The organism is Maribacter sedimenticola, assembly GCF_900188415.1.
GTDB classification, from domain to species: Bacteria; Bacteroidota; Bacteroidia; order Flavobacteriales; family Flavobacteriaceae; genus Maribacter; species Maribacter sedimenticola.
This window is the reverse complement of sequence record NZ_FZNV01000002.1, coordinates 530,672-550,287: the sequence shown is the minus strand read 5'-3', so window position 1 is coordinate 550,287 and position 19,616 is coordinate 530,672. Positions and strand designations below refer to the sequence as shown.

Annotated in this window: 21 protein-coding genes; 8 read left to right on the top strand and 13 right to left on the bottom strand. The window is 36.7% G+C overall.

Features of this window, described 5'->3' with window-relative positions:
* Positions 1-62 precede the first annotated feature (62 nt).
* From CHB68_RS07410 to CHB68_RS07380, 7 genes are read left to right on the top strand one after another with little or no spacing between them, the layout of a single operon-like run.
* Entirely contained in the window at positions 63-1,037 is a 975-nt protein-coding gene (locus tag CHB68_RS07410) for a Gfo/Idh/MocA family protein (protein ID WP_089260215.1), read from the top strand.
* Positions 1,034-1,924 (top strand): 3-hydroxyacyl-CoA dehydrogenase family protein, encoded by an 891-nt coding sequence (locus CHB68_RS07405; RefSeq protein WP_089260214.1) that lies wholly within the window; start codon positions 1,034-1,036, stop codon positions 1,922-1,924. The genes CHB68_RS07410 and CHB68_RS07405 overlap by 4 nt, the downstream gene beginning before the upstream one ends.
* A gap of 5 nt (positions 1,925-1,929) precedes the next feature.
* Positions 1,930-2,583 (top strand): YggS family pyridoxal phosphate-dependent enzyme, encoded by a 654-nt coding sequence (locus CHB68_RS07400; protein WP_089260213.1) that lies wholly within the window; start codon positions 1,930-1,932, stop codon positions 2,581-2,583.
* 38 nt (positions 2,584-2,621) lie between these two features.
* Positions 2,622-3,989 carry an exonuclease domain-containing protein gene (locus CHB68_RS07395; protein WP_089260212.1) on the top strand — a complete coding sequence of 456 codons (1,368 nt, stop codon included), beginning with the start codon at positions 2,622-2,624 and terminating at the stop codon, positions 3,987-3,989.
* Between the two features lies 1 nt (position 3,990).
* Positions 3,991-4,848: an ion transporter gene (locus CHB68_RS07390; RefSeq protein ID WP_089260211.1), complete on the top strand. Its 858-nt coding sequence runs from the start codon at positions 3,991-3,993 to the stop codon at positions 4,846-4,848.
* Complete coding sequence (gene miaA, locus CHB68_RS07385) at positions 4,841-5,764, top strand: tRNA (adenosine(37)-N6)-dimethylallyltransferase MiaA (RefSeq protein WP_089260210.1); 924 nt, start codon at positions 4,841-4,843, stop codon at positions 5,762-5,764. The genes CHB68_RS07390 and miaA overlap by 8 nt, the downstream gene beginning before the upstream one ends.
* A complete protein-coding gene (locus CHB68_RS07380) occupies positions 5,757-6,245 on the top strand; it encodes a gluconokinase (protein ID WP_143815179.1) in 489 nt (162 codons plus the stop codon). Before miaA ends, CHB68_RS07380 begins: the two co-directional genes overlap by 8 nt.
* Before the next feature lie 55 nt (positions 6,246-6,300).
* Here CHB68_RS07380 and CHB68_RS07375 read toward each other — a convergent pair whose 3' ends face one another.
* From CHB68_RS07375 to CHB68_RS07315, 13 genes are all read right to left on the bottom strand, one after another.
* Positions 6,301-7,014: a response regulator transcription factor gene (locus CHB68_RS07375; protein WP_089260209.1), complete on the bottom strand. Its 714-nt coding sequence runs from the start codon at positions 7,012-7,014 to the stop codon at positions 6,301-6,303.
* Positions 7,015-7,019: 5 nt separating this feature from the next.
* On the bottom strand, positions 7,020-8,600 hold the full coding sequence (locus tag CHB68_RS07370) for a sensor histidine kinase (RefSeq protein WP_089260208.1): 1,581 nt from the start codon (positions 8,598-8,600) through the stop codon (positions 7,020-7,022).
* An 80-nt stretch (positions 8,601-8,680) separates the two neighbouring features.
* The gene (gene coaE / locus CHB68_RS07365; protein WP_089260207.1) at positions 8,681-9,268 is read right to left on the bottom strand and encodes a dephospho-CoA kinase; all 588 of its coding nucleotides are present in this window, start codon (positions 9,266-9,268) and stop codon (positions 8,681-8,683) included.
* Entirely contained in the window at positions 9,265-10,230 is a 966-nt protein-coding gene (locus tag CHB68_RS07360) for a CdaR family protein (RefSeq protein ID WP_089260206.1), read from the bottom strand. Before CHB68_RS07360 ends, coaE begins: the two co-directional genes overlap by 4 nt.
* A gap of 5 nt (positions 10,231-10,235) precedes the next feature.
* Positions 10,236-11,237, bottom strand: coding sequence for a glycosyltransferase (locus tag CHB68_RS07355; protein WP_089260205.1), 1,002 nt, complete (start codon positions 11,235-11,237; stop codon positions 10,236-10,238).
* A gap of 55 nt (positions 11,238-11,292) precedes the next feature.
* Complete coding sequence (locus CHB68_RS07350; protein ID WP_089260204.1) at positions 11,293-12,099, bottom strand: enoyl-ACP reductase FabI; 807 nt, start codon at positions 12,097-12,099, stop codon at positions 11,293-11,295.
* Between the two features lie 157 nt (positions 12,100-12,256).
* Positions 12,257-13,918: a DNA repair protein RecN gene (recN, locus tag CHB68_RS07345; protein WP_089260203.1), complete on the bottom strand. Its 1,662-nt coding sequence runs from the start codon at positions 13,916-13,918 to the stop codon at positions 12,257-12,259.
* 54 nt (positions 13,919-13,972) lie between these two features.
* Positions 13,973-14,866, bottom strand: a complete 894-nt coding sequence (porD, locus tag CHB68_RS07340; protein ID WP_089260202.1) for a type IX secretion system protein PorD — start codon at positions 14,864-14,866, stop codon at positions 13,973-13,975.
* A complete protein-coding gene (gene coaBC, locus CHB68_RS07335; RefSeq protein ID WP_089260201.1) occupies positions 14,859-16,064 on the bottom strand; it encodes a bifunctional phosphopantothenoylcysteine decarboxylase/phosphopantothenate--cysteine ligase CoaBC in 1,206 nt (401 codons plus the stop codon). Before coaBC ends, porD begins: the two co-directional genes overlap by 8 nt.
* A 4-nt stretch (positions 16,065-16,068) precedes the next feature.
* Positions 16,069-16,401 carry a DNA-directed RNA polymerase subunit omega gene (locus CHB68_RS07330; RefSeq protein WP_171017225.1) on the bottom strand — a complete coding sequence of 111 codons (333 nt, stop codon included), beginning with the start codon at positions 16,399-16,401 and terminating at the stop codon, positions 16,069-16,071.
* 11 nt (positions 16,402-16,412) lie between these two features.
* Positions 16,413-17,240 (bottom strand): outer membrane protein assembly factor BamD, encoded by an 828-nt coding sequence (locus tag CHB68_RS07325; protein WP_245838862.1) that lies wholly within the window; start codon positions 17,238-17,240, stop codon positions 16,413-16,415.
* A 118-nt stretch (positions 17,241-17,358) separates the two neighbouring features.
* Positions 17,359-18,249 carry a 4-hydroxy-tetrahydrodipicolinate synthase gene (gene dapA / locus CHB68_RS07320; protein WP_089260199.1) on the bottom strand — a complete coding sequence of 297 codons (891 nt, stop codon included), beginning with the start codon at positions 18,247-18,249 and terminating at the stop codon, positions 17,359-17,361.
* A 2-nt stretch (positions 18,250-18,251) separates the two neighbouring features.
* A complete protein-coding gene (locus CHB68_RS07315) occupies positions 18,252-18,785 on the bottom strand; it encodes a DUF6913 domain-containing protein (protein ID WP_089260198.1) in 534 nt (177 codons plus the stop codon).
* A gap of 45 nt (positions 18,786-18,830) precedes the next feature.
* Between CHB68_RS07315 and CHB68_RS07310 the strand changes: the two genes are divergently transcribed.
* Positions 18,831-19,616: a 5'-nucleotidase C-terminal domain-containing protein gene (locus tag CHB68_RS07310; RefSeq protein ID WP_089260197.1), complete on the top strand. Its 786-nt coding sequence runs from the start codon at positions 18,831-18,833 to the stop codon at positions 19,614-19,616.

The window sequence follows — 19,616 nt, the reverse complement described above, 5'->3', positions numbered from 1 at the left end:
ATTGAATTTCCTCATGGGATAAAACTACACAACTATGCGTATTTTTGAGAAAAAAGAAACAAATGTTAAAAGTTGGTGTTTTAGGAGCCGGGCATCTTGGAAAGATACACCTTAGATTGCTTAAAGAATCTCCAAAATATGATTTAATTGGGTTTTATGATGCGGATATAATCAATGGCAATAAAGTAAGTGCGGAATTTGGTTACACTTATTTTGATAACATTAATGAGCTTATTGCTGCAGTAGATGTAGTAGATATTGTTACTCCCACCCTTTCTCATTTTGAATGTGCCAAAAAATCAATAGAACAGGGTAAACATATTTTTATTGAAAAACCAATTACCCATACCCTACAAGAGGCACAATCTTTATTGGATTTGGAAAAGAAATTCGGCGTGAAAGGCCAGGTAGGACATGTAGAGCGCTTTAACCCTGCCTTTACATCTATAAAAGATACGATCAAAGAACCTATGTTCATTGAGAGTCATCGCTTGGCGGAATTTAATCCAAGAGGTACGGACGTACCCGTGGTGCTAGATTTAATGATTCATGATATTGATGCCATTCTCAGTGTGGTAAATTCTAAAGTTAAACAGATAAACGCTAGTGGTGTATCGGTGATAAGTCAATCCCCAGATATTGCAAATGCGCGCATTGAATTTGAAAATGGTTGTGTAGCCAATTTAACGGCCAGTAGAATATCCCTGAAAAATATGAGAAAATCAAGGTTCTTCCAAAAAGATGCATATATCTCGGTAGATTTCTTGGAGAAAAAGGTTGAGGTAGTTAAAATGAAGGACGCTCCCAAGGAAGCTGGTGATTTTGATATGATTCTACAAAATGCGGAGGGCATCAAAAAACAAATATACTTTGAAAACCCCTCTATTGCTACCAATAATGCCATACTAGATGAATTGGAATCTTTTGCAGATGCCATAAACAATGATACTACACCGGTAGTAAGTTTACGACAAGGTACACAGGCCCTGGAAGTGGCCTTACAAATTATTTCATCATTTAATACTACATCTATATGAAAACAATTGCCGTAATTGGTGCCGGTACCATGGGTAATGGTATTGCCCATGTTTTTGCACAATGCAACTATAATGTACATTTAATAGATGTATCACAAACGGCCTTGGATAATGGTATAGCCACCATAATCAAAAATTTGGACCGTATGCTGGCAAAGGAAAAAATAAGTAAGACCGACAAGGAAAATACGCTTTCCAATATCAAAAGTTTTACAACTTTGGAAGAAGGGGTTGTTGGTACCGACCTTGTCATAGAGGCCGCAACTGAAAATGTAGAGGTAAAATTGGATATATTTAAAAAAATAGATACCCTTTGCGATCCGGAAACTATTTTGGCATCCAATACCTCCTCAATTTCCATAACCCAAATTGCCGCAGCCACCACTAGACCAAAAAAGGTAATTGGCATGCACTTTATGAATCCGGTACCTATTATGTCGCTAGTAGAGATCATAAACGGTTATAGCACATCAAAGGACACTACCGATCTCATTATGGACCTTTCCAAGAAATTAGGCAAAACACCCACAAAGGTAAATGACTACCCTGGTTTTGTAGCCAATAGGATTTTAATGCCAATGATCAATGAAGCCATAGAGACTTTACACCATGGTGTTGCCGGTGTTCAAGAAATTGATACGGTTATGAAATTAGGAATGGCACATCCTATGGGACCTTTGCAATTAGCGGATTTTATTGGTTTAGATGTTTGCCTATCCATATTAAATGTTATGTACGATGGTTTTAAAAATCCAAAATATGCACCTTCTCCCCTATTGATCAACATGGTCATGGCCGGAAAACTAGGAATTAAATCCGGAGAAGGTTTTTACGATTATTCCAAAAGTAAAAAGGCGGAAATTGTCGCAAACCAATTTATAATTTAAAACTTATGTTCATAAAGGAAAAATTAGCCGCTATTGTTCAATCTCTTCCGGACACGGTTACATTGGTTGCCGTGTCCAAAACAAAACCAATAGCAGATTTAGACCAAGCTTATGGTGAAGGCCAACGTATCTTTGGAGAAAACAAGGTTCAAGAAATGACCGAAAAGTGGCAAGCAATGCCAAAGGATATAGAATGGCATATGATCGGACACTTACAAAGAAACAAGGTCAAATATTTGGCGGAGTATGTAGCTTTGATTCATGGCGTGGATAGCCCAAGATTACTTAAGGAAATAAATAAACAGGCAAAAAAGCACAATAGAACTATTTCCTGTCTATTGCAGGTACATATTGCAGAAGAAGATACTAAATTTGGATTCGACGAAAAGGAATTACTAGAACTTGTTGATAATGAAGATTTTAAATCATTTGAAAACGTTAAAATCGAAGGATTAATGGGGATGGCCACTTTTACTGATGATGAGGAGCAAGTACGTCGTGAGTTCAAAAATCTTTTTACATTATATAAACAACTACAATCTAAATATGCAGATTTTAATATTCTTTCTATGGGCATGAGCGGTGATTATAAAGTTGCCATAGAAGAAGGCAGCAATATGGTACGTATAGGAAGTAGTATCTTTGGGTCACGAAATTAATTGTAAACCAACCTCACTTAAAAAACCATTTTTACTGAATGTACGCAATTTTAGATATTGAAACCACTGGTGGTAAATTTAATGAAGAAGGCATTACGGAAATTGCTATCCATAAATTTGACGGTCAACAAGTGGTGGATAAATTTATAAGTCTTATAAATCCTGAAAAGGAAATACAGCCTTTCGTAGTCAAATTAACAGGAATCAATAATAAAATGTTAAGGACTGCCCCCAAATTTTATGAAGTAGCCAAAAGAATTATTGAAATTACAGAGGATACCGTTTTAGTAGCGCATAATGCTCAATTTGATTACAGAATCCTACGGACGGAATTTAGAAGGTTGGGTTACAACTTTGAGCGCAAAACCTTATGTACCGTAGACCTCTCAAAATTATTATTACCAGAAGCAGAATCATATAGCTTGGGAAAATTGGTAAGATCTTTGGGTATTCCGGTAAGTGATCGCCATAGGGCTAATGGTGATGCCCTGGCCACCATAAAACTATTTAAATTATTGCTTGCCAAAGATTCCGAAAAAGTAATTATCAAAGAAACCATACGCAAAGAAAGCCAAGGTGAGCTTTCTGAAAAACAATTAGATATCGTTAGAGATCTGCCCAATAAAACAGGAGTATTCTACATGCATAATAAAGATGGGGACATCATATATCTGAATAAGACTACCGATATTAAAAAGAAGGTAAACCAACTCTTTACCAAAAATGGGGACAAATCACGAAAATTGGCCAAAGACACCAAAAAAGTCACTTATGAGGAAACAGGAAATGAATTGGTGGCCATACTGAAGGAATACGAAGAACTTTTGAAACTTAGACCTAAGTACAATGCCATACCAAGAAAAAGAATGTACTCCCATGCCTTATGTAAAGAGAAGAACGAAAATGGGTATATAACATTACGCATAAAACCATACAAGGAGTGCAAGGAACCTCTAGGATTGTTCAATGGCATTTTTAGCGGAAAAAATCATTTGTTTAAAATAACCAAAGAGTTTCAACTATGCGAAAAACTTAACGGCATAAGTGAAGCACGTTCAAATTGTTCCAATTATGACGATGGATTATGCCTAGGAGCATGTATAGGCAAAGAACCTGAAGAAACTTATAACAAAAGGGTTACTGCTTCTATAGAGAAGTATAATTTGGCCCAGAAAAACGTGGTATTATTGGACAAAGGAAGGGAAATTGGCGAACAAAGTGCTATCTTAATAAAAAATGGCTCACTGGTTGGTTTAGGATTTTATGACCTTAACCATCAAATAAATAATATTCATATCTTGGAAAACCTTATTACACCAATGAACGGAACCAGGGATGCCAATTTTCTTATTGAATCATACTTAAGAAAAAAGAAAGTACTTAAAACAGTAGAGATATATTCATAAATTGAAAGAGGAAGAAAAATTATCGCCTTGGCAGAACAAGCTTCATGAAATTATTTACGAAGCGGATACCCCTATGGGTAAATTGTTCGATATAATTCTTTTTATACTCATAATTTTCAGCATTATACTTATTATGCTGGAAAGTGTAAAAAGTATTGATATTAAGTACCATAGGGTACTACTTGTTTTGGAATGGGTTATCACCATATTTTTTACAATAGAATATATTGTCCGTATCATTTGCATTAAAAAGCCGTCTAAATATATATTCAGCTTTTATGGTATCATTGATTTTCTATCTACCATACCATTATATATCTCCTATATTTTTGCAGGATCTCAAGTCCTATTGGCCGTTAGAGCCTTTAGACTTTTAAGGGTATTCCGGATTTTAAAATTGGTTCAATTTTTAGGAGAGGCGTCACAACTTAAGAGTGCATTAAAAGCCAGTAGGGCCAAGATTACAGTATTTCTTTTTGCCGTACTTATTGTATCAGTAATGATGGGTACCCTAATGTATATTGTAGAAGGAGATGAAGCAGGATTTACTAGCATACCTACCAGCATCTATTGGACCATTGTTACCCTTACCACTGTTGGATATGGAGATATTGCACCTATTACCCCATCTGGTCAATTTATTGCTACCATAATCATGCTATTAGGTTATGGAATCATAGCCGTACCTACGGGTATCGTTACAGCAGAATTTGGTAGACAGACCAGGGACAAGACAGGAAATTTAAGTGCCGGTAAGTATATTCATGTAAACACCCAGGCCTGTCCGTCATGTACCAAAGAAGGTCATCGTGATGATGCTACGCATTGCTATAATTGTGGATCGGTATTAAATGAATAAAAAAGCACTGATTTCAGTAACCGGCCCTACTGCCATAGGTAAGACCAAACTTGCCATAGCATTGGCAAATCATTTCAATACAGAGATCGTTTCAGCTGATTCTAGACAGTTTTTTAAAGAAATGAGTATTGGTACCGCGGTGCCCACAACAAGTGAACTTGCACAGGCCAAACACCATTTCATTCAACATAAAAGCATTGTGGAACCTTATTCTGTTGGTGATTTCGAAAGAGAGGCGCTCAAAAAAATTGCCGCTCTTTTCAAAAAGCATGAGGTAGTGGTTATGGTAGGAGGCAGCGGACTATATGTAAATGCAGTTACAGAGGGTTTAAATAACTTTCCATCCGTCTCTCCAGAAATACGGTCAAATCTTAATCAAACCTTGGAAAATAAAGGATTACCCTATTTGCAGGAAACCTTAAGGGAATTGGACCCGGAATATTTCGGAAAGGTTGATACACATAATCCACAACGCGTAATAAGGGCCTTAGAGGTATGTATTGGAAGTGGCCGACCCTATTCAACTTTTATCAATAAACCTAAAGAAAAAAGAGACTTCAGCGTAATTACCGTAGGTCTTAAAGCCGATAGGCCTGTAATATATGACCGAATAAACAAAAGAGTTGACCTTATGATGGAAGAAGGTTTGTTAGCAGAGGCCAAAAGCCTACATTTCTATAAATCGTATAACGCATTACAAACTGTAGGATATAAAGAATTGTTCAGATATTTTGAAGGTGAATGGACTTTGGATTTAGCCATTGCCGAAATCAAAAAGAATACTAGGAGGTTTGCAAAACGCCAACTTACTTGGTTCTTAAAAAATATAGACACACTTTGGTTCAACTATGATGATGATCTTAGCACAATAATTCTTAAAATTGATGAAGAACTAGTAAACCTAATTCATGAATAATCCACAAATTTTATTTGTAATGGGTGTTTCGGGCAGTGGAAAAACTACCATAGGCACACTATTGGCACAAAAATTAAACATTCCATTTTTTGACGGAGACGATTTTCATCCAGCTTCGAACATTAAAAAAATGAGCGTTGGTATTCCATTAAACGATGACGACCGCCAAGGTTGGTTGGAACGATTAAATAAACTTGCCCTAGAACATACAACAACGGGCGCTGTAATTGTTTGCTCCGCTTTAAAGGAAAAATACAGGGTTATTTTAGGAAATCAATTAGAAGGTTCACACAAAATAGTTTACCTGGAAGGAAGTTATGAACTTATCAATGATCGGTTGATTCAGCGCAAAAATCATTTTATGCCCAAAGGATTATTAAGGTCACAGTTTGATACTTTGGAAATCCCCCATGATGCCATAACCGTATCCATTGACCAATCTCCTGAAGCCATAGTAGCGGATATTATAAAAATGTTGTAACTAAAAAAGCATCCTAAACCGGATGCTTTTAAATTTTCATAGGATTATAGGTAAATTATTCACCCTCGTTCTTAACAACTAAACGGAAACCTTCACCGTGAATATTTAAAATTTCTACGGTATCATCCACTTTTAGGTACTTACGTAATTTTGCAATGTATACATCCATACTACGTGAAGTAAAGTAATTATCGTCCCTCCAAATTTTGGTCAATGCCAATTCCCTTGGCATTAAATCATTTTCATGTAAGGCCAACAAACGTAAAAGCTCATTTTCTTTAGGAGATAATTTGATAGCTTCATTATCCTTATATTTCAAGAATCTTAGTTTAGAATTTAGATGAAAACCACCAATTGTAAATTCAAACTTTTTACTATCCGCCAAACCATTGGAAGCTTTACGTTGTAAAATGGCCTTTAGCTTCATCAACAATACTTCAGAATCAAAAGGTTTGTTCAGGTAATCATCCGCCCCTGCCTTATATCCCTTCAAAACATCTTCCTTCATTGTTTTCGCCGTAAGAAATACTATTGGAACGTTCTCATTCTTCTCCCTAATTTCCTTCGCCAATGTAAATCCATCCTTATAGGGCATCATTACATCCAAAATGCAGATATCAAAATTATCCTTCTTGAACTTTTCAAATCCCTCCATTCCATTTTTAGCCAACGTAACATCAAAGTCGTTCATTGACAAATAATCTTTCAATACAATTCCAAAATTTGGATCGTCCTCAACTAAAAGTATTTTCTTATTTATTGTTTCCATAATATTTATATTAACGGCAGTTTGATGTAAAATGTACTTCCTTTTCCTTTTTCGCTCTCGGCATAAACTTCGCCTTGATGATCTTCAACAATTTTTTTAACGTACGCAAGCCCCAGCCCGTGTCCTTTTACGTTATGGATATCACCTGTGTGCTCCCTGTAAAATTTTTCAAAAACTTTTTTAACAACGGCTTTGCTCATACCGGCACCTTGATCCTGTACCTTAATGATTATATAATTTTTAGCCCGTTCCGTAAAGACATCTATTTTAGGTGCCTCATTGGAATATTTAATGGCATTGTCCAGCATGTTAACGATTACATTGGTAAAGTGCATCTCGTTTGCCAAAACCTCTGAGCGTTCTGCATCTAAATGGGTGTGTATATAACCTCCCCTGTCCGCAACGATCAAATCTACATGGGTTATTGCATCCTCTATGATTTCATGCACGTCTACCCTATCCTTACTGATATCCAATTGATTTTTCTCCAATTTGGATATTCTTAAAACGTTCTCAACTTGTGCATGCATACGCTTGTTCTCATCACGAATCATTTGCAGATAACGTAATACCTTTTCTTGATCCGCAATAATTTTTGGATTTCGAATTGCCTCTACGGCTAGGTTAATGGTTGCAATTGGTGTTTTGAACTCATGCGTCATGTTATTGATGAAATCCGTTTTTATCTCGGAAATCTGTTTCTGTCTTATCAACTGATAAATTGCGCCTGCATAGGCCACTACAATTATTATCGTGAACAATAATGACAATAGCGCAAGTCCCAAAATAGACTGTACTAAAAATCGTTTCTTTTTAGGAAAGGAAATTAACAGGTCAAAATTGGAAATTCCCTCAAAATCAACAAACATTGGCGCTTTATAAACATTGGTCTCCGCATATTTAAATTTGGAAGATTTTACCTTGGTGGGCAAACCATTGCTATATACGCCGTACTCAAACGCAATATCTATTCCCCTATTCTCAAGTTCTCGCTGTAATAAAAGTTCAATTTCCTGTTTGGAAACTCTTTTATGAATAGGAACCCGTTTTGCATGTACCATGAACATCTCCTCCATAGCGGCCTTTTCCATCTTATTAAGGCCATCAATCTTCTCTATACGTTGAATGGGGTTTAAACGAAAACGATTGCCTTCCAGGTCAAAATCCTCTTTCCAAATCGTAGTTTTTCGCCTACTGGTCAAATTTTTTATATTGGTGGTGTCAACACCATCACCGTTATCAAAGAACGTAGATGAAATGCCATAGTCCTCTTCCAAAATACCGTGTTCATACAGCATTATTTCATTGGAGTTGACATCTCTATCAATAAAGAAAAAATTAAACAGCTGCGTACCCTTAAGTTCACCGATACTATCCTTAGCATTCAAATATCTATCAAAATAGTCTTTAGTCTCTCTTTCCGATATTTTATTGGTGATGCTGTTCAATGCTTCTGAAACACTACTTGAAAATTGCTCTTCACTGTTATCAATGGATTTTTTGATCCAGAAACTTTGAACGAAAATCAGACCAATAAGCGAAAGGCTCATTAAAACTATTAAGAGCACAAATAACTTTTTGTTCATTGGAGCATAAAATTAAAGATTTAACAGATAGAGGATTGTACGTTTAACCTAACCTTAACAAAAATGTTAAAATTGGGGGACTAGTAGTATTTAGCAAGGATACGCTTATGTAGGTCCAAAACATTTTGACGGGTTTGGTCAAGGTCAATGTTTTCAATTATATAATCTGCCAATTTAACCTTCACCTTATCTTCTAGCTGATTGTCCATTCTAGAAAGAATCTCTTTCCTAGTATTTTGATCTCTTTGTAAAACCCGCTCTATTCTTAGTTCTTTTGGAGCGGTAACCAAAATTACCTCGTCATATAACTTTTGGGCATTGTTCTCAAATAAAAGTGCGGTCTCCTGTATAACATAAGCAAATGTCTGTTCCTTGGACCATTTCAAAAAATCCTTTCTTACTTTTGGGTGTACAATAGCGTTTAACTGTTCTAGCAAGTTTTTATCCTTAAATACTTTCTCCGCAATAAAAGCTCTATTTAATTTCTTGTCTTTAAAAGCCTTTTCGCCAAAAAGTGCTATTAACTCTTTTTGTATTTTCTTTGAGGAATTCATTAACTCCTTGGCCCGTACATCTGAATTGTAAACGGGCACACCTAAATCCTGGAACATTCTTCCCACAGTAGTCTTGCCACTACCAATTCCACCGGTAAGTCCTATTACAATCATTCCCGCCTTAATATAAATTCCACTTCATTAGCATTCATCTGGGCGTTATGTAAGGTTTTTGGATAACGCTCCAGTGTAATGGAAAGCCTATTTTCCGTTTCATCAGCAACCTTTAAATAATCTGCCACTACCATAAAATCATTGGTCTCAAGTTCTTTTAGATCTTGGATGGTACCTTGGCAACGCACTTGGACAATTTCGGGAAATGTACGCACCTTAACTCCTTCCGGTACATTGATTACCGTAACCGGTATTTCCATTACCTGTTCAGAAAATTTTACGACCTTACCCTTTATCTGCACATTGGTAGCTGAAAAATTTATTCCGTCCAAATCTTGAGGTAGCTTAAGGGCCACTTGTTCCGAAAATGAGCTAGTGATATTATTTAATTGTAAAAGTTCCGTTTTTAAGGTATTAATGGTATCTATCTTACTTTTTGGTCCTGTTAATTCAATAGAATCCGGAAGAATACCAATTTTACCCTCTAAAATATGGTTGGTAGCATACGTTATATCCAATGTGGCGATAACGGGAACTTTCTTTGTTTCCAAAGAAGTAAAATCAAAATAAATGATATCACTATCAAAATCGGTTAATGTGCTGTAATTATTCAGTTGGTCCTCTAGTTGTATTCGTATTTGATCGGAGGTTAAATAATACAAGGAATCCTTCTCTACCATTTTACTGACATCCAACGTAATATGCTTTGGTTTTAGATGATAACCCAGAAATTGAAATCCCGCCGCCGTTAGCCTTACTTGAATTTCCTCTTTAGGCGAATTGGCCAACAAATACTTAGAAGGTACATTTATATAATTGACATAAAAAGTTGTATTACTAGTGTATGTTTGGGACAATTTATTAATAAACCATGCTAATGAGGCACAAATCAAAAACAAAAGAAAAACCTTTACTTTTCTTTTTTTTAATCCCGTACGTATCCATTCTAATAGCGGTTTCATTGCGTTTATTTAAAGAACAGTTTTGGAAATATCTCATTGGCTTTTTTACTGCTGACCGCCAAACAAATTGTTGATTTTAGAAATCCATAACCATATCCTATGAACTGCACTCCTGTTGCAAAAATGGCTAAAATAGAAACTAAAATGTTTTTGGTTTTCAATAATGCATCCAACCATAAAATACTAAAATATAGAACATAGCAAAACAATGGTAGATAAACTCCTAATCCTACCAAAATTACTGCGAAAATAAGGCCCAATGAGAATAACGTTGGAAACCAATAGGTAAACTTTCTAGTAGCTGGGTGCCATTTGTTCAAAATTGGACGTACCATTCCAAATTTATTGACCTGTGTATAAAACTTTTTCCAATCTATACGTCTTTTGTGATATACAAAGGCTTCAGAAATTAATTTTGTCCTATACCCTTTGTTCCAGATACGTATGGTTAAATCTGGATCTTCGCCAGGATGTATTTTACCGTACCCCCCAACTTTATCAAACACCTCTTTGGAAAGTCCCATATTAAAACTTCTAGGTTGAAATTTATCAACCGCCCTTTTACCACCGCGTATACCACCAGTGGTCAAAAAGGATGTCATAGCATAATTTATTGCTTTTTGAACGATCGTAAAAGATTCATGCGCGGCATCTGGACCTCCGTAGCAATGCACAAAATCCTTTTGCAAACTTTGCTCTACCTCCGTTAGGTAATTAGATGGAAGAATACAATCCGAATCAAGAACAATAAAGTAATTACCCTTGGCCCTCTGCATACCATAATTTCTAGAATCCCCTGGGCCTGAATTGTCCTTTTTATAATATGAAATAGCAAGGGCATTTACAAATGCCCTTACTTCTTGTTCTGATGAAATGGTAGAGCCATCCTCAACAATAACCACCTCAAAACCCTTTTGATAGGTCTGTAAGGACAAGCTATCCAATAACTCCCTAATTTCATTGGGTCTATTGTACACGGGAACGATAAAAGAAAACGATAATTCCATTATTACTTTCCTCTAATGAATAGGCTCCAAAAAAATTGGAATATTAAAAACCTGATTAAAATTTCTCTATTACTTCTTGACTTACCCCGGTGTTGGAGAAGCCTCCGTCATGGAATAAATTTTGCATGGTCACTTTTCTGGTCAAGTCAGAAAACAATGTAACGGTGTAATCCGCACAGTCCTGAGCAGTAGCATTACCAAGTGGCGACATTTTTTCAGCGTAACTTATGAAACCATCAAAACCTTTAACACCTTGTCCAGCAGTGGTGGCGGTTGGTGATTGTGATATAGTATTGACCCTAACCTTTTTTTCCTTACCAAAGAAATAACCAAAACTACGGGCTACTGATTCTAAATAGGCCTTATTGTCCGCCATGTCGTTATAATCTGGAAAAGTACGTTGTGCCGCCATATAGGTCAATGCAACAATACTACCCCACTCATTCATGGCATCTGCCTTATATAACGATTGCATAACCTTATGGAACGATAAAGCGGAAACATCCCAACCTTTGGCCGTAAAATCATATTTTTCATCGGTATAGGCGCGGCCCTTACGCACGTTTACGGACATTCCAATGGAATGAAGCACGAAATCTATCTTGCCTCCTAAAATTTCAACTGCTTTTTCAACTAAATTATCCAAATCCTCTACACTGGTTGCATCTGCAGGAATTATTTGAGAGCCGGTCTTTTTTGCCAATTCGTCTATTTGACCCATTCTCATTGCTATTGGGGCATTTGTCAATACAAAAGTACCGCCTTCATCATGTACGGTCTGTGCCGTTTTCCAAGCAATGGAATTTTCGTCCAATGCACCAAAAATAATTCCCCTTTTTCCTTTTAATAAATTATATCCCATGTTCGTTGATTGTATTGTTTAGTTAAAGACCAAAGATATCCAAAATATGTTAAAACCTAATTGCAGGTTTCTTTAAAAACTCCAAAATTGACCTATAAATTAACTTCCCTAATAGTTGATCAAAATTAAAGAGATGTAGTTTGAACGTACTATAAAATTAAATAGAGCTACCCAATAATTGTTTAGCATGTGCCAATGCCGAAGCTGAAAGATCATTACCACTTAACATTTGTGCCAGCTCTACGATTCGCTCTTCTTCGACCAATTTTTTCATATTGGTCATGGTACGCTCCTCTCCTTCAGTTTTGAACACTTTAAAATGATGGTTTCCTTTAGAGGCCACTTGTGGTAAATGTGTAATGGAAAAAACCTGAAGGTCTCCGCTCATTTCCTTCATGATGTCCGCCATTCTATTGGAAATTTCACCTGAGACCCCTGTATCGATTTCATCGAACATAATGGTAGGTAATTTTTCATATTTGGCTAAAATGGCCTTAATGACCAACATAATCCTAGAGAGCTCACCTCCTGATGCCACTTTTTTCAATTCGCCATAATTTCCTCCCCTGTTTGCTGTAAAAAGAAAATGTAGCTCATCCATACCTGTTGCCGTAAAAGAATCTACGGCATTGAGATTAATTTGAAAAGAGGCACTGGGCATTCCTAGTTGGGCAAGGTCTGCCTCTAATTTTGATTTTAAATCTGGTATTACTTCTTTTCTTTTTTCCCGTAATACTACCGCTTGCTCCTCCAATACGGATTGCATATCCTGTAGCTCCCTGGTCTTTAGCGCAATTTTCTCATCTAAATGTGCCGTTTCAAAAACCTTGTCGGCCAATTCGTTCTTAATTTCTATAAGCTCGGAAACATCGTTTACATTATGCTTCTTTAGCAGGTTATAAAGCAATTGCAACTTTGAACTTACTTGTTCCAGTGCTTCGGGATTAGGCTCTACACCCTCTTGTATATGTTGTAATTCCGAATTGATATCATCCAATTCTATTAAAACCGATTGTACACGCTGATAAAGCTCTTTGTAATTTGCTCCAAAATCCACCAATTTAGAAAGTGACTGCCGCATTTCGGTAACCAAAGACAATACCCCAATTTGCTCATCATTGAACAACTGATCCCCTTTGGATAAATGTTCCATGATCAATTCTACATTGTTCAACTGCTCATATTCCTCTTCCAAGGTTTCTACTACCCCAACTTTTAATGGTGCCTTTTCCAGCTCGGACAATAAAAATGCATTATAGTCCTGTTCCTTGTTGGCGGTAAGTTGCACCTCCATCATCCGATCCAGTTCTCCCTGTGCCTTGCGATATGCCTTTAAAGACTTAACATAGGCAGCAAGACGCTGTTGGTTATTGGCCAAGGCATCAACCAGTTTTAACTGAAATTCATTTTCCGTAAGCTGCATGGTCTGATGCTGGGAATGGATATCTATAAGATTTTCTCCCAAACGCGACAACACATCTAACGTAACCGGCGTATCGTTAATAAAAGCCCTTGACTTCCCACTAGGCAAAATCTCCCTACGGATTACAGTATGCACATCATAATCCAAATCATTTTCCTCAAAAAAAGATTGAAGTCCATAGGTATCTATTTTAAATACACCTTCAATTATACATTTTTGATCTTTTAAACGTAGGGAAGATAAGTCCGCCCTTTTACCTAGAACCAAGGATAGACCTCCTAAAAGAATGGATTTACCCGCACCTGTTTCTCCCGTAATTACGGTAAAACCTTTATCGAAGCTCACCTCTAAGCTATCGATCAATGCATAATTTGTAATGGAAAGGGTTGAAAGCACGTTTCGGAATTTTAGAACTACAAAGGTAATCTATATTCCGTTTTGAAAAAAGGTTCAATATTTAATATCGTTCCAAGTAGATGCGTATAATGGAGCAATTTTGTTCAGTGTTTCCTTCAGTTTAACGATATCTACTTTTGGACCATCCGAAAAAATATTCAATATTTCCTCTGATTTGGCATCAAAGAACGTTGATATCAAAAATGCATTTGGCCTTCTATTGATCATGGTTTGAAACAAATTCATAGTACCCGCTATCACCTGCTTGCCCGTGCTATTATTGTCTGGCATGATATCCAAGCCTTTTCTATGATAATTGTACATAGCAATACGGTACTCCCTATAGGTATTGGACAGTAGATTGTCAACCAGTTCAAACCTACTACGGTTAGAGTCCGCAGATTGGCTCCAACCGGCAGAATTACTACCTTGAGCCATTGTTACGATATTCTGGGCTTTTCTATAATATTCCGTTCCACCTTCCAACGAGAACGTATCCGCATCGAGCCCTATGATAATATATGCATAATACGCCAGTACACTTACCAAGTTGGACTCAAATTGGTTATCGTTAAAGATCAATGGCTGAAACTCGATATACTGAAAATTGAATTGATTGTCCTTATAATTAAAAATAGGCGAAGAATAAGAGGTATTATAAACCGGTCTTGAAGATTGTATCTGAATATTACCTTTAAATCTATTTGATTCATATTCCGTTATGGTAATGAACATTTGTGCGTTGATCCGTTCATTTTCCTTAAAAACCCTATTCGTCCATTTAGACTTATTGATAAAATCATTCAACGAACGCTCTAAGGTTTTGAACACTTGTAGATCTCCTTGTGACAACTGATCGGAGTTTACAGTAACGGTGCAGTTTAATTCTTGCCCACTTACCCCAAACACTATAAAACAGCAAATCACAAAAAAAATAAATCTACGCATATCGTCTCTTGATAATTTCATTAAAAATATCGACCGCAACTTCTGCCTTGGTCTTTAGTTCAAACGCAGTTATCGTTGAATTGGTATCTATAAATGAAATTTTATTGGTTGTACCACCAAAGCCGGCCCCCTTGTCCTGTAGCGAATTTAACACGATGGCATCCAAATTCTTACGCTGCAATTTTCCCAAGGCATTAGCAACTTCGTTTTGGGTTTCCAAAGCAAAACCTACAAGGAATTGTTCCTTTTTTTGTTCTCCGAGAGACATTAGAATATCTACATTCTTAACCAATTCCAAGGTGAAACTGGCATCGGATTTTTTAATTTTTTGTTCCGCTACGGTTTTAGGCTTGTAATCCGCTACGGCTGCAGCACAAATAACAATATCGGCATTTTTAAAATATGCATGTGCATGCCTGTACATTTCGTCTGCAGAAACAACCGGAACTACTTCAATATTATCATGGGCAACACTATGCCTCGTAGGCCCGGTCACCAAATATACCTGAGCACCTAAATTGGCCGCAGTTTTAGCCAGCTCGAACCCCATGAGCCCTGTAGAATGGTTTCCTATAAAACGTACAGGGTCTATAGCTTCATACGTAGGACCAGCGGTTATGAGGACCTTTTTACCTGAAAGCGGCAATCCTTTGTTCAATTGCGCTTTAATGAATTTGATGATTTCTTCGGGTTCCGCCATTCTACCTTCCCCATGTAGACCACTGGCAAGTTCACCACTGGCAGCAGGGATAATGTAATTACCAAAAGATTTCAGAATACTCAGGGAGTTTTTGGTACTGGGATGCTTGTACATATCCAAATCCATAGCCGGAGCTACATATACAGGACATTTGGCAGAAAGGTATGTGGCCAACAATATGTTATCACAAGCACCTGAGGCCATTTTGGACATCGTATTTGCAGTCGCAGGAGCTATGACCATTAGATCGGCCCATAGCCCAAGTTCTACATGATTGTTCCACTCCACACTATGTTCCTCAGATTTCACAAAATCCGATATGACCGCATTCTTGGATAAAGTAGCCAAAGTAAGTGGCGAAACAAAAGAGCTGGCACTATCGGTAAGGATAACCTTAACGTTAGCGCCAGCTTTTATAAATAAACGAACTAAGAAAGTAGTCTTATAAGCAGCAATCCCTCCGGTTATGCCTAAAAGGATGTTTTTGCCGTGCAACATATTCTTAGGCGTCTTTTTCTGTATTCCTGTGATAAATTTTATCCATTAACCACTCCTCTACCGCCATTGCGTGAGGTTTTGGTAATTTTTCATAGAACTTGGAAACTTCAATTTGCTCCTTATTTTCAAAAACCTCTTCTAGGCTATCACTATATGTAGCAAATTCTTCCAATTTCTCCAAAAGCTCTTTTTTAATCTCAGAATTTATCTGAACAGCACGCTTTGCAGTAATTGAAATAGCTTCATAAATATTCTCGGTAGGCTTGTCAAACTCATTACGGTTAATGGTAACAGTAGAAACAGCAGCTTTAGAGTTTTTTAAATCGTTCATATTCATAATTAAATTATTTACTTTGATTCAACGCCTTGATCTTGAAAACGTTGTAATTCCTTATCAATTTTTTCTAAAAGATTGGTCGCTTTTTTGTCGTATTTAGACTCCGGATACTTCTTTTTTAGTGCCAAATATGCGGCCTTGGCCTCATTTAAACGCTCTTCTTTTAAACTTTCAAAACTGTTCATGGCCATATGGGTAAGAGCATCCATTTTAATGAACATGGCATCTTCCCTGTAAACGGATCCAGGATTATCAGAAACGAAGTTATCGCTTGCGGTCACCGCAGATTTCAACATATCAAGATTAAATTCTCCCAATTTGTTGTACTGCTTGACAATTTCAAATGATTTACGCTCCTTTTTTACAGTTAATTCCTTGGCCATATTGTTGGCTTCAGCAAAAAATTCAGAATCAGGGTAGGTATTGATAAAATTTTGAAGTTTCAATAGGGCCTTATCAGTATCAGATTGATCTAAAGAATATTCTGGAGAAAGTTCGTAAAAACTTTTGGCCCCCAAAAAAGATGCTTCAACAACCTTATCACTCTTTGGATAAGATTTTACAAAACGCTCAAATTGATAGCCCGCCATATTGTAATCACCACGCTCAAAGTAGCTATTGGACAAAAAGAACATAACACGTTCACCTTGTGGCTTACCAACATACTTTGGTGCTATTTGTTCATACAGTCTATTGGCTCTTTTAAAGTCGCCCTCCGCATAAAATTTTTCTGCCATATCATACTTTGCTTTTACATCATCGTTCTTAAGCACTTTTTGGTACTCGTTGCACGATTGTAAAGCAATGGTAATCAACAGAATTGGGAATAATCTCCTCATATTAAAAAACATTTTGCAAAATTAGTGATTATCAATGGATTTAAAAAACATTTTAAACCAATAAAAATACATGCTTTCCATAGCAGAAAAGTCCCTTTTATGGAAGATTTAACGAAAATTATGCAGGTATGCGCACTATAGATTCCATAAAGGAAACTATACGATGTTTCAATGCATCTGTTGCACGAATCAATGGTAAGCGTACGTATGGTTTGGCAAGACCTAAGTATTCTATCATTACCTTAACACCCGCCGGGTTTCCTTCTTCAAAAATAAGTTGCATGCCTTCCTGCATTTTATAATGAAGTACGTAGGCCTCCTCCACATGTCCGTTCATGGCTTCATGGACCATTGATGAAAATTCTAGCGGAAGTCCCTGCCCTATTACGGAAATAACCCCTTCACCACCTGCTACTATGGTGGGTAACGCGGTGATATCATCGCCAGAAAGTACTAAGAAACCCTTTGGTCGCTTAGCTATTAATTCCTGTATCTGTATCATATTGCCACAGGCTTCTTTGACGGCAACGATATTGTCAAAATTCTTTGCCAATCTTACCACTGTATCGGGCAACATATTACTTCCCGTCCTACCTGGTACATTGTAAAGTATAATTGGTAATGGAGATGCATTGGATATGGCCTTGAAATGTTGGTAAATACCTTCCTGGGTTGGCCTGTTATAATAAGGGGACACTGATAATATGGCGGTATACCCCGTTAGATCAAGGGTTTTTAATTCCTCTACAAGGCCCATAGTGTTATTACCACCAACACCTAGCACTAATGGAAGTCTACCGGCATTGGCCTCCTCTACCGTATTCATGACCAGTTGCTTTTCTGCTTTTGTCAATGTTACCGATTCTGCTGTAGTACCCAATACTACCAAATAATCTATATGACGTTCAATATTATAGGCTACTACTTGTTTAAGAGCAACTACGTCTACTGTACCATCTTCTTTAAAAGGCGTAATCAATGCAACACCTGCTCCTTGTAATTCTTTCATAACTAAATCTCCTTAAAAATGCCTAAATATTTTTTCAGTTCCTTTTTAAATACCTGAAAATCCTTTAATGGCGTATCAAAAATTAAATCATTGTACAATGGGTCCACTTCTTTAAACCCTACTTTTAACCGTGCTTTTGTTTTTACCGTCATCAAGTTTAACAAAAGACTATCTTCATCATAATAATTGACCAAAAGATCATATTCCCTTCCCAAAAACTCATGGGCATAACTATTCTCAATTTCACCGTTCCAACCTAAATCCTTATCAGAAAATACAGGTGTGGCATAGGGTGAATTTTTATCATATAACCGCTTGTATCCTATTATTTTAACTGCATTTGGACGTAATGAAAACTCTTCCTGAAACTGAAAAAACACTTCAGATTTTTCAAACCTATCCAAATCCACAATACAACCTAAAGAACGTATTCCCTTTTTCTCACGCGTTACTGCTACAGGATTGACCGATAATTGTTTCAATAATTTTCGACCAGATTTCTGTTTGAACTTGTCCTTAATAACTTTTAAAAACATGTATTTTTACATTTACACAAATGTAAATAATATCCCTGCAACTCTATGGCGAAGTTAAAACACTTTGATTATTTAAAAATAAAACACTTTGTTATATTTATAACAATTAGTCTTTTCTTATCATGTAAGGAAGGGATACCAACTATTTCCTCTATAGAAGGAAACAGAATTACCATAGACAGCAATTCTACGACCATTGATTCCATACAGGAATTTATAACACCCTATCACGATAGAATTGAGGAAATATTAACTAACCCTCTTGCCTATGCCCCTTTTACCATTAGCAAAACCGATGGTCAATATAATACTACGGCCGGCAACCTCATGGCAGATATCGTATTGCAACAATCTCAACCCATATTTAAACAACGTACAGGAAATAATATAGATGTTGTCCTATTAAACCATGGCGGTATACGCGCTACAATATCTAAAGGAAATGTAACGGCCAGAACGGCCTATGAGGTCATGCCTTTTGAGAATACGGTAGTCGTAGTAGAATTAAAAGGCAGTTCGCTACTTAAAATGATAGATTATTTAAGCAAGGCAAAGAGGGCACATCCAATTGCTGGTATGCAGTTGGTACTTAACAAAGACTATAGCGTACATACGTTTTCCATCAATGGAAAACCTTTGAATAAGGAACAAACTTATTTTGTGGCAACCTCCAATTACCTGGTCACAGGTGGGGATAACATGAATTTTTTTAAAGAATATGTATCCATCACCGAAACCGAATATAAGATACGCAATGCCATGATAGATTATTTTACCAAAGTAGATACGCTTGCACCAAAAGTAGATTCACGTTTTTATCAGCTACAGTAA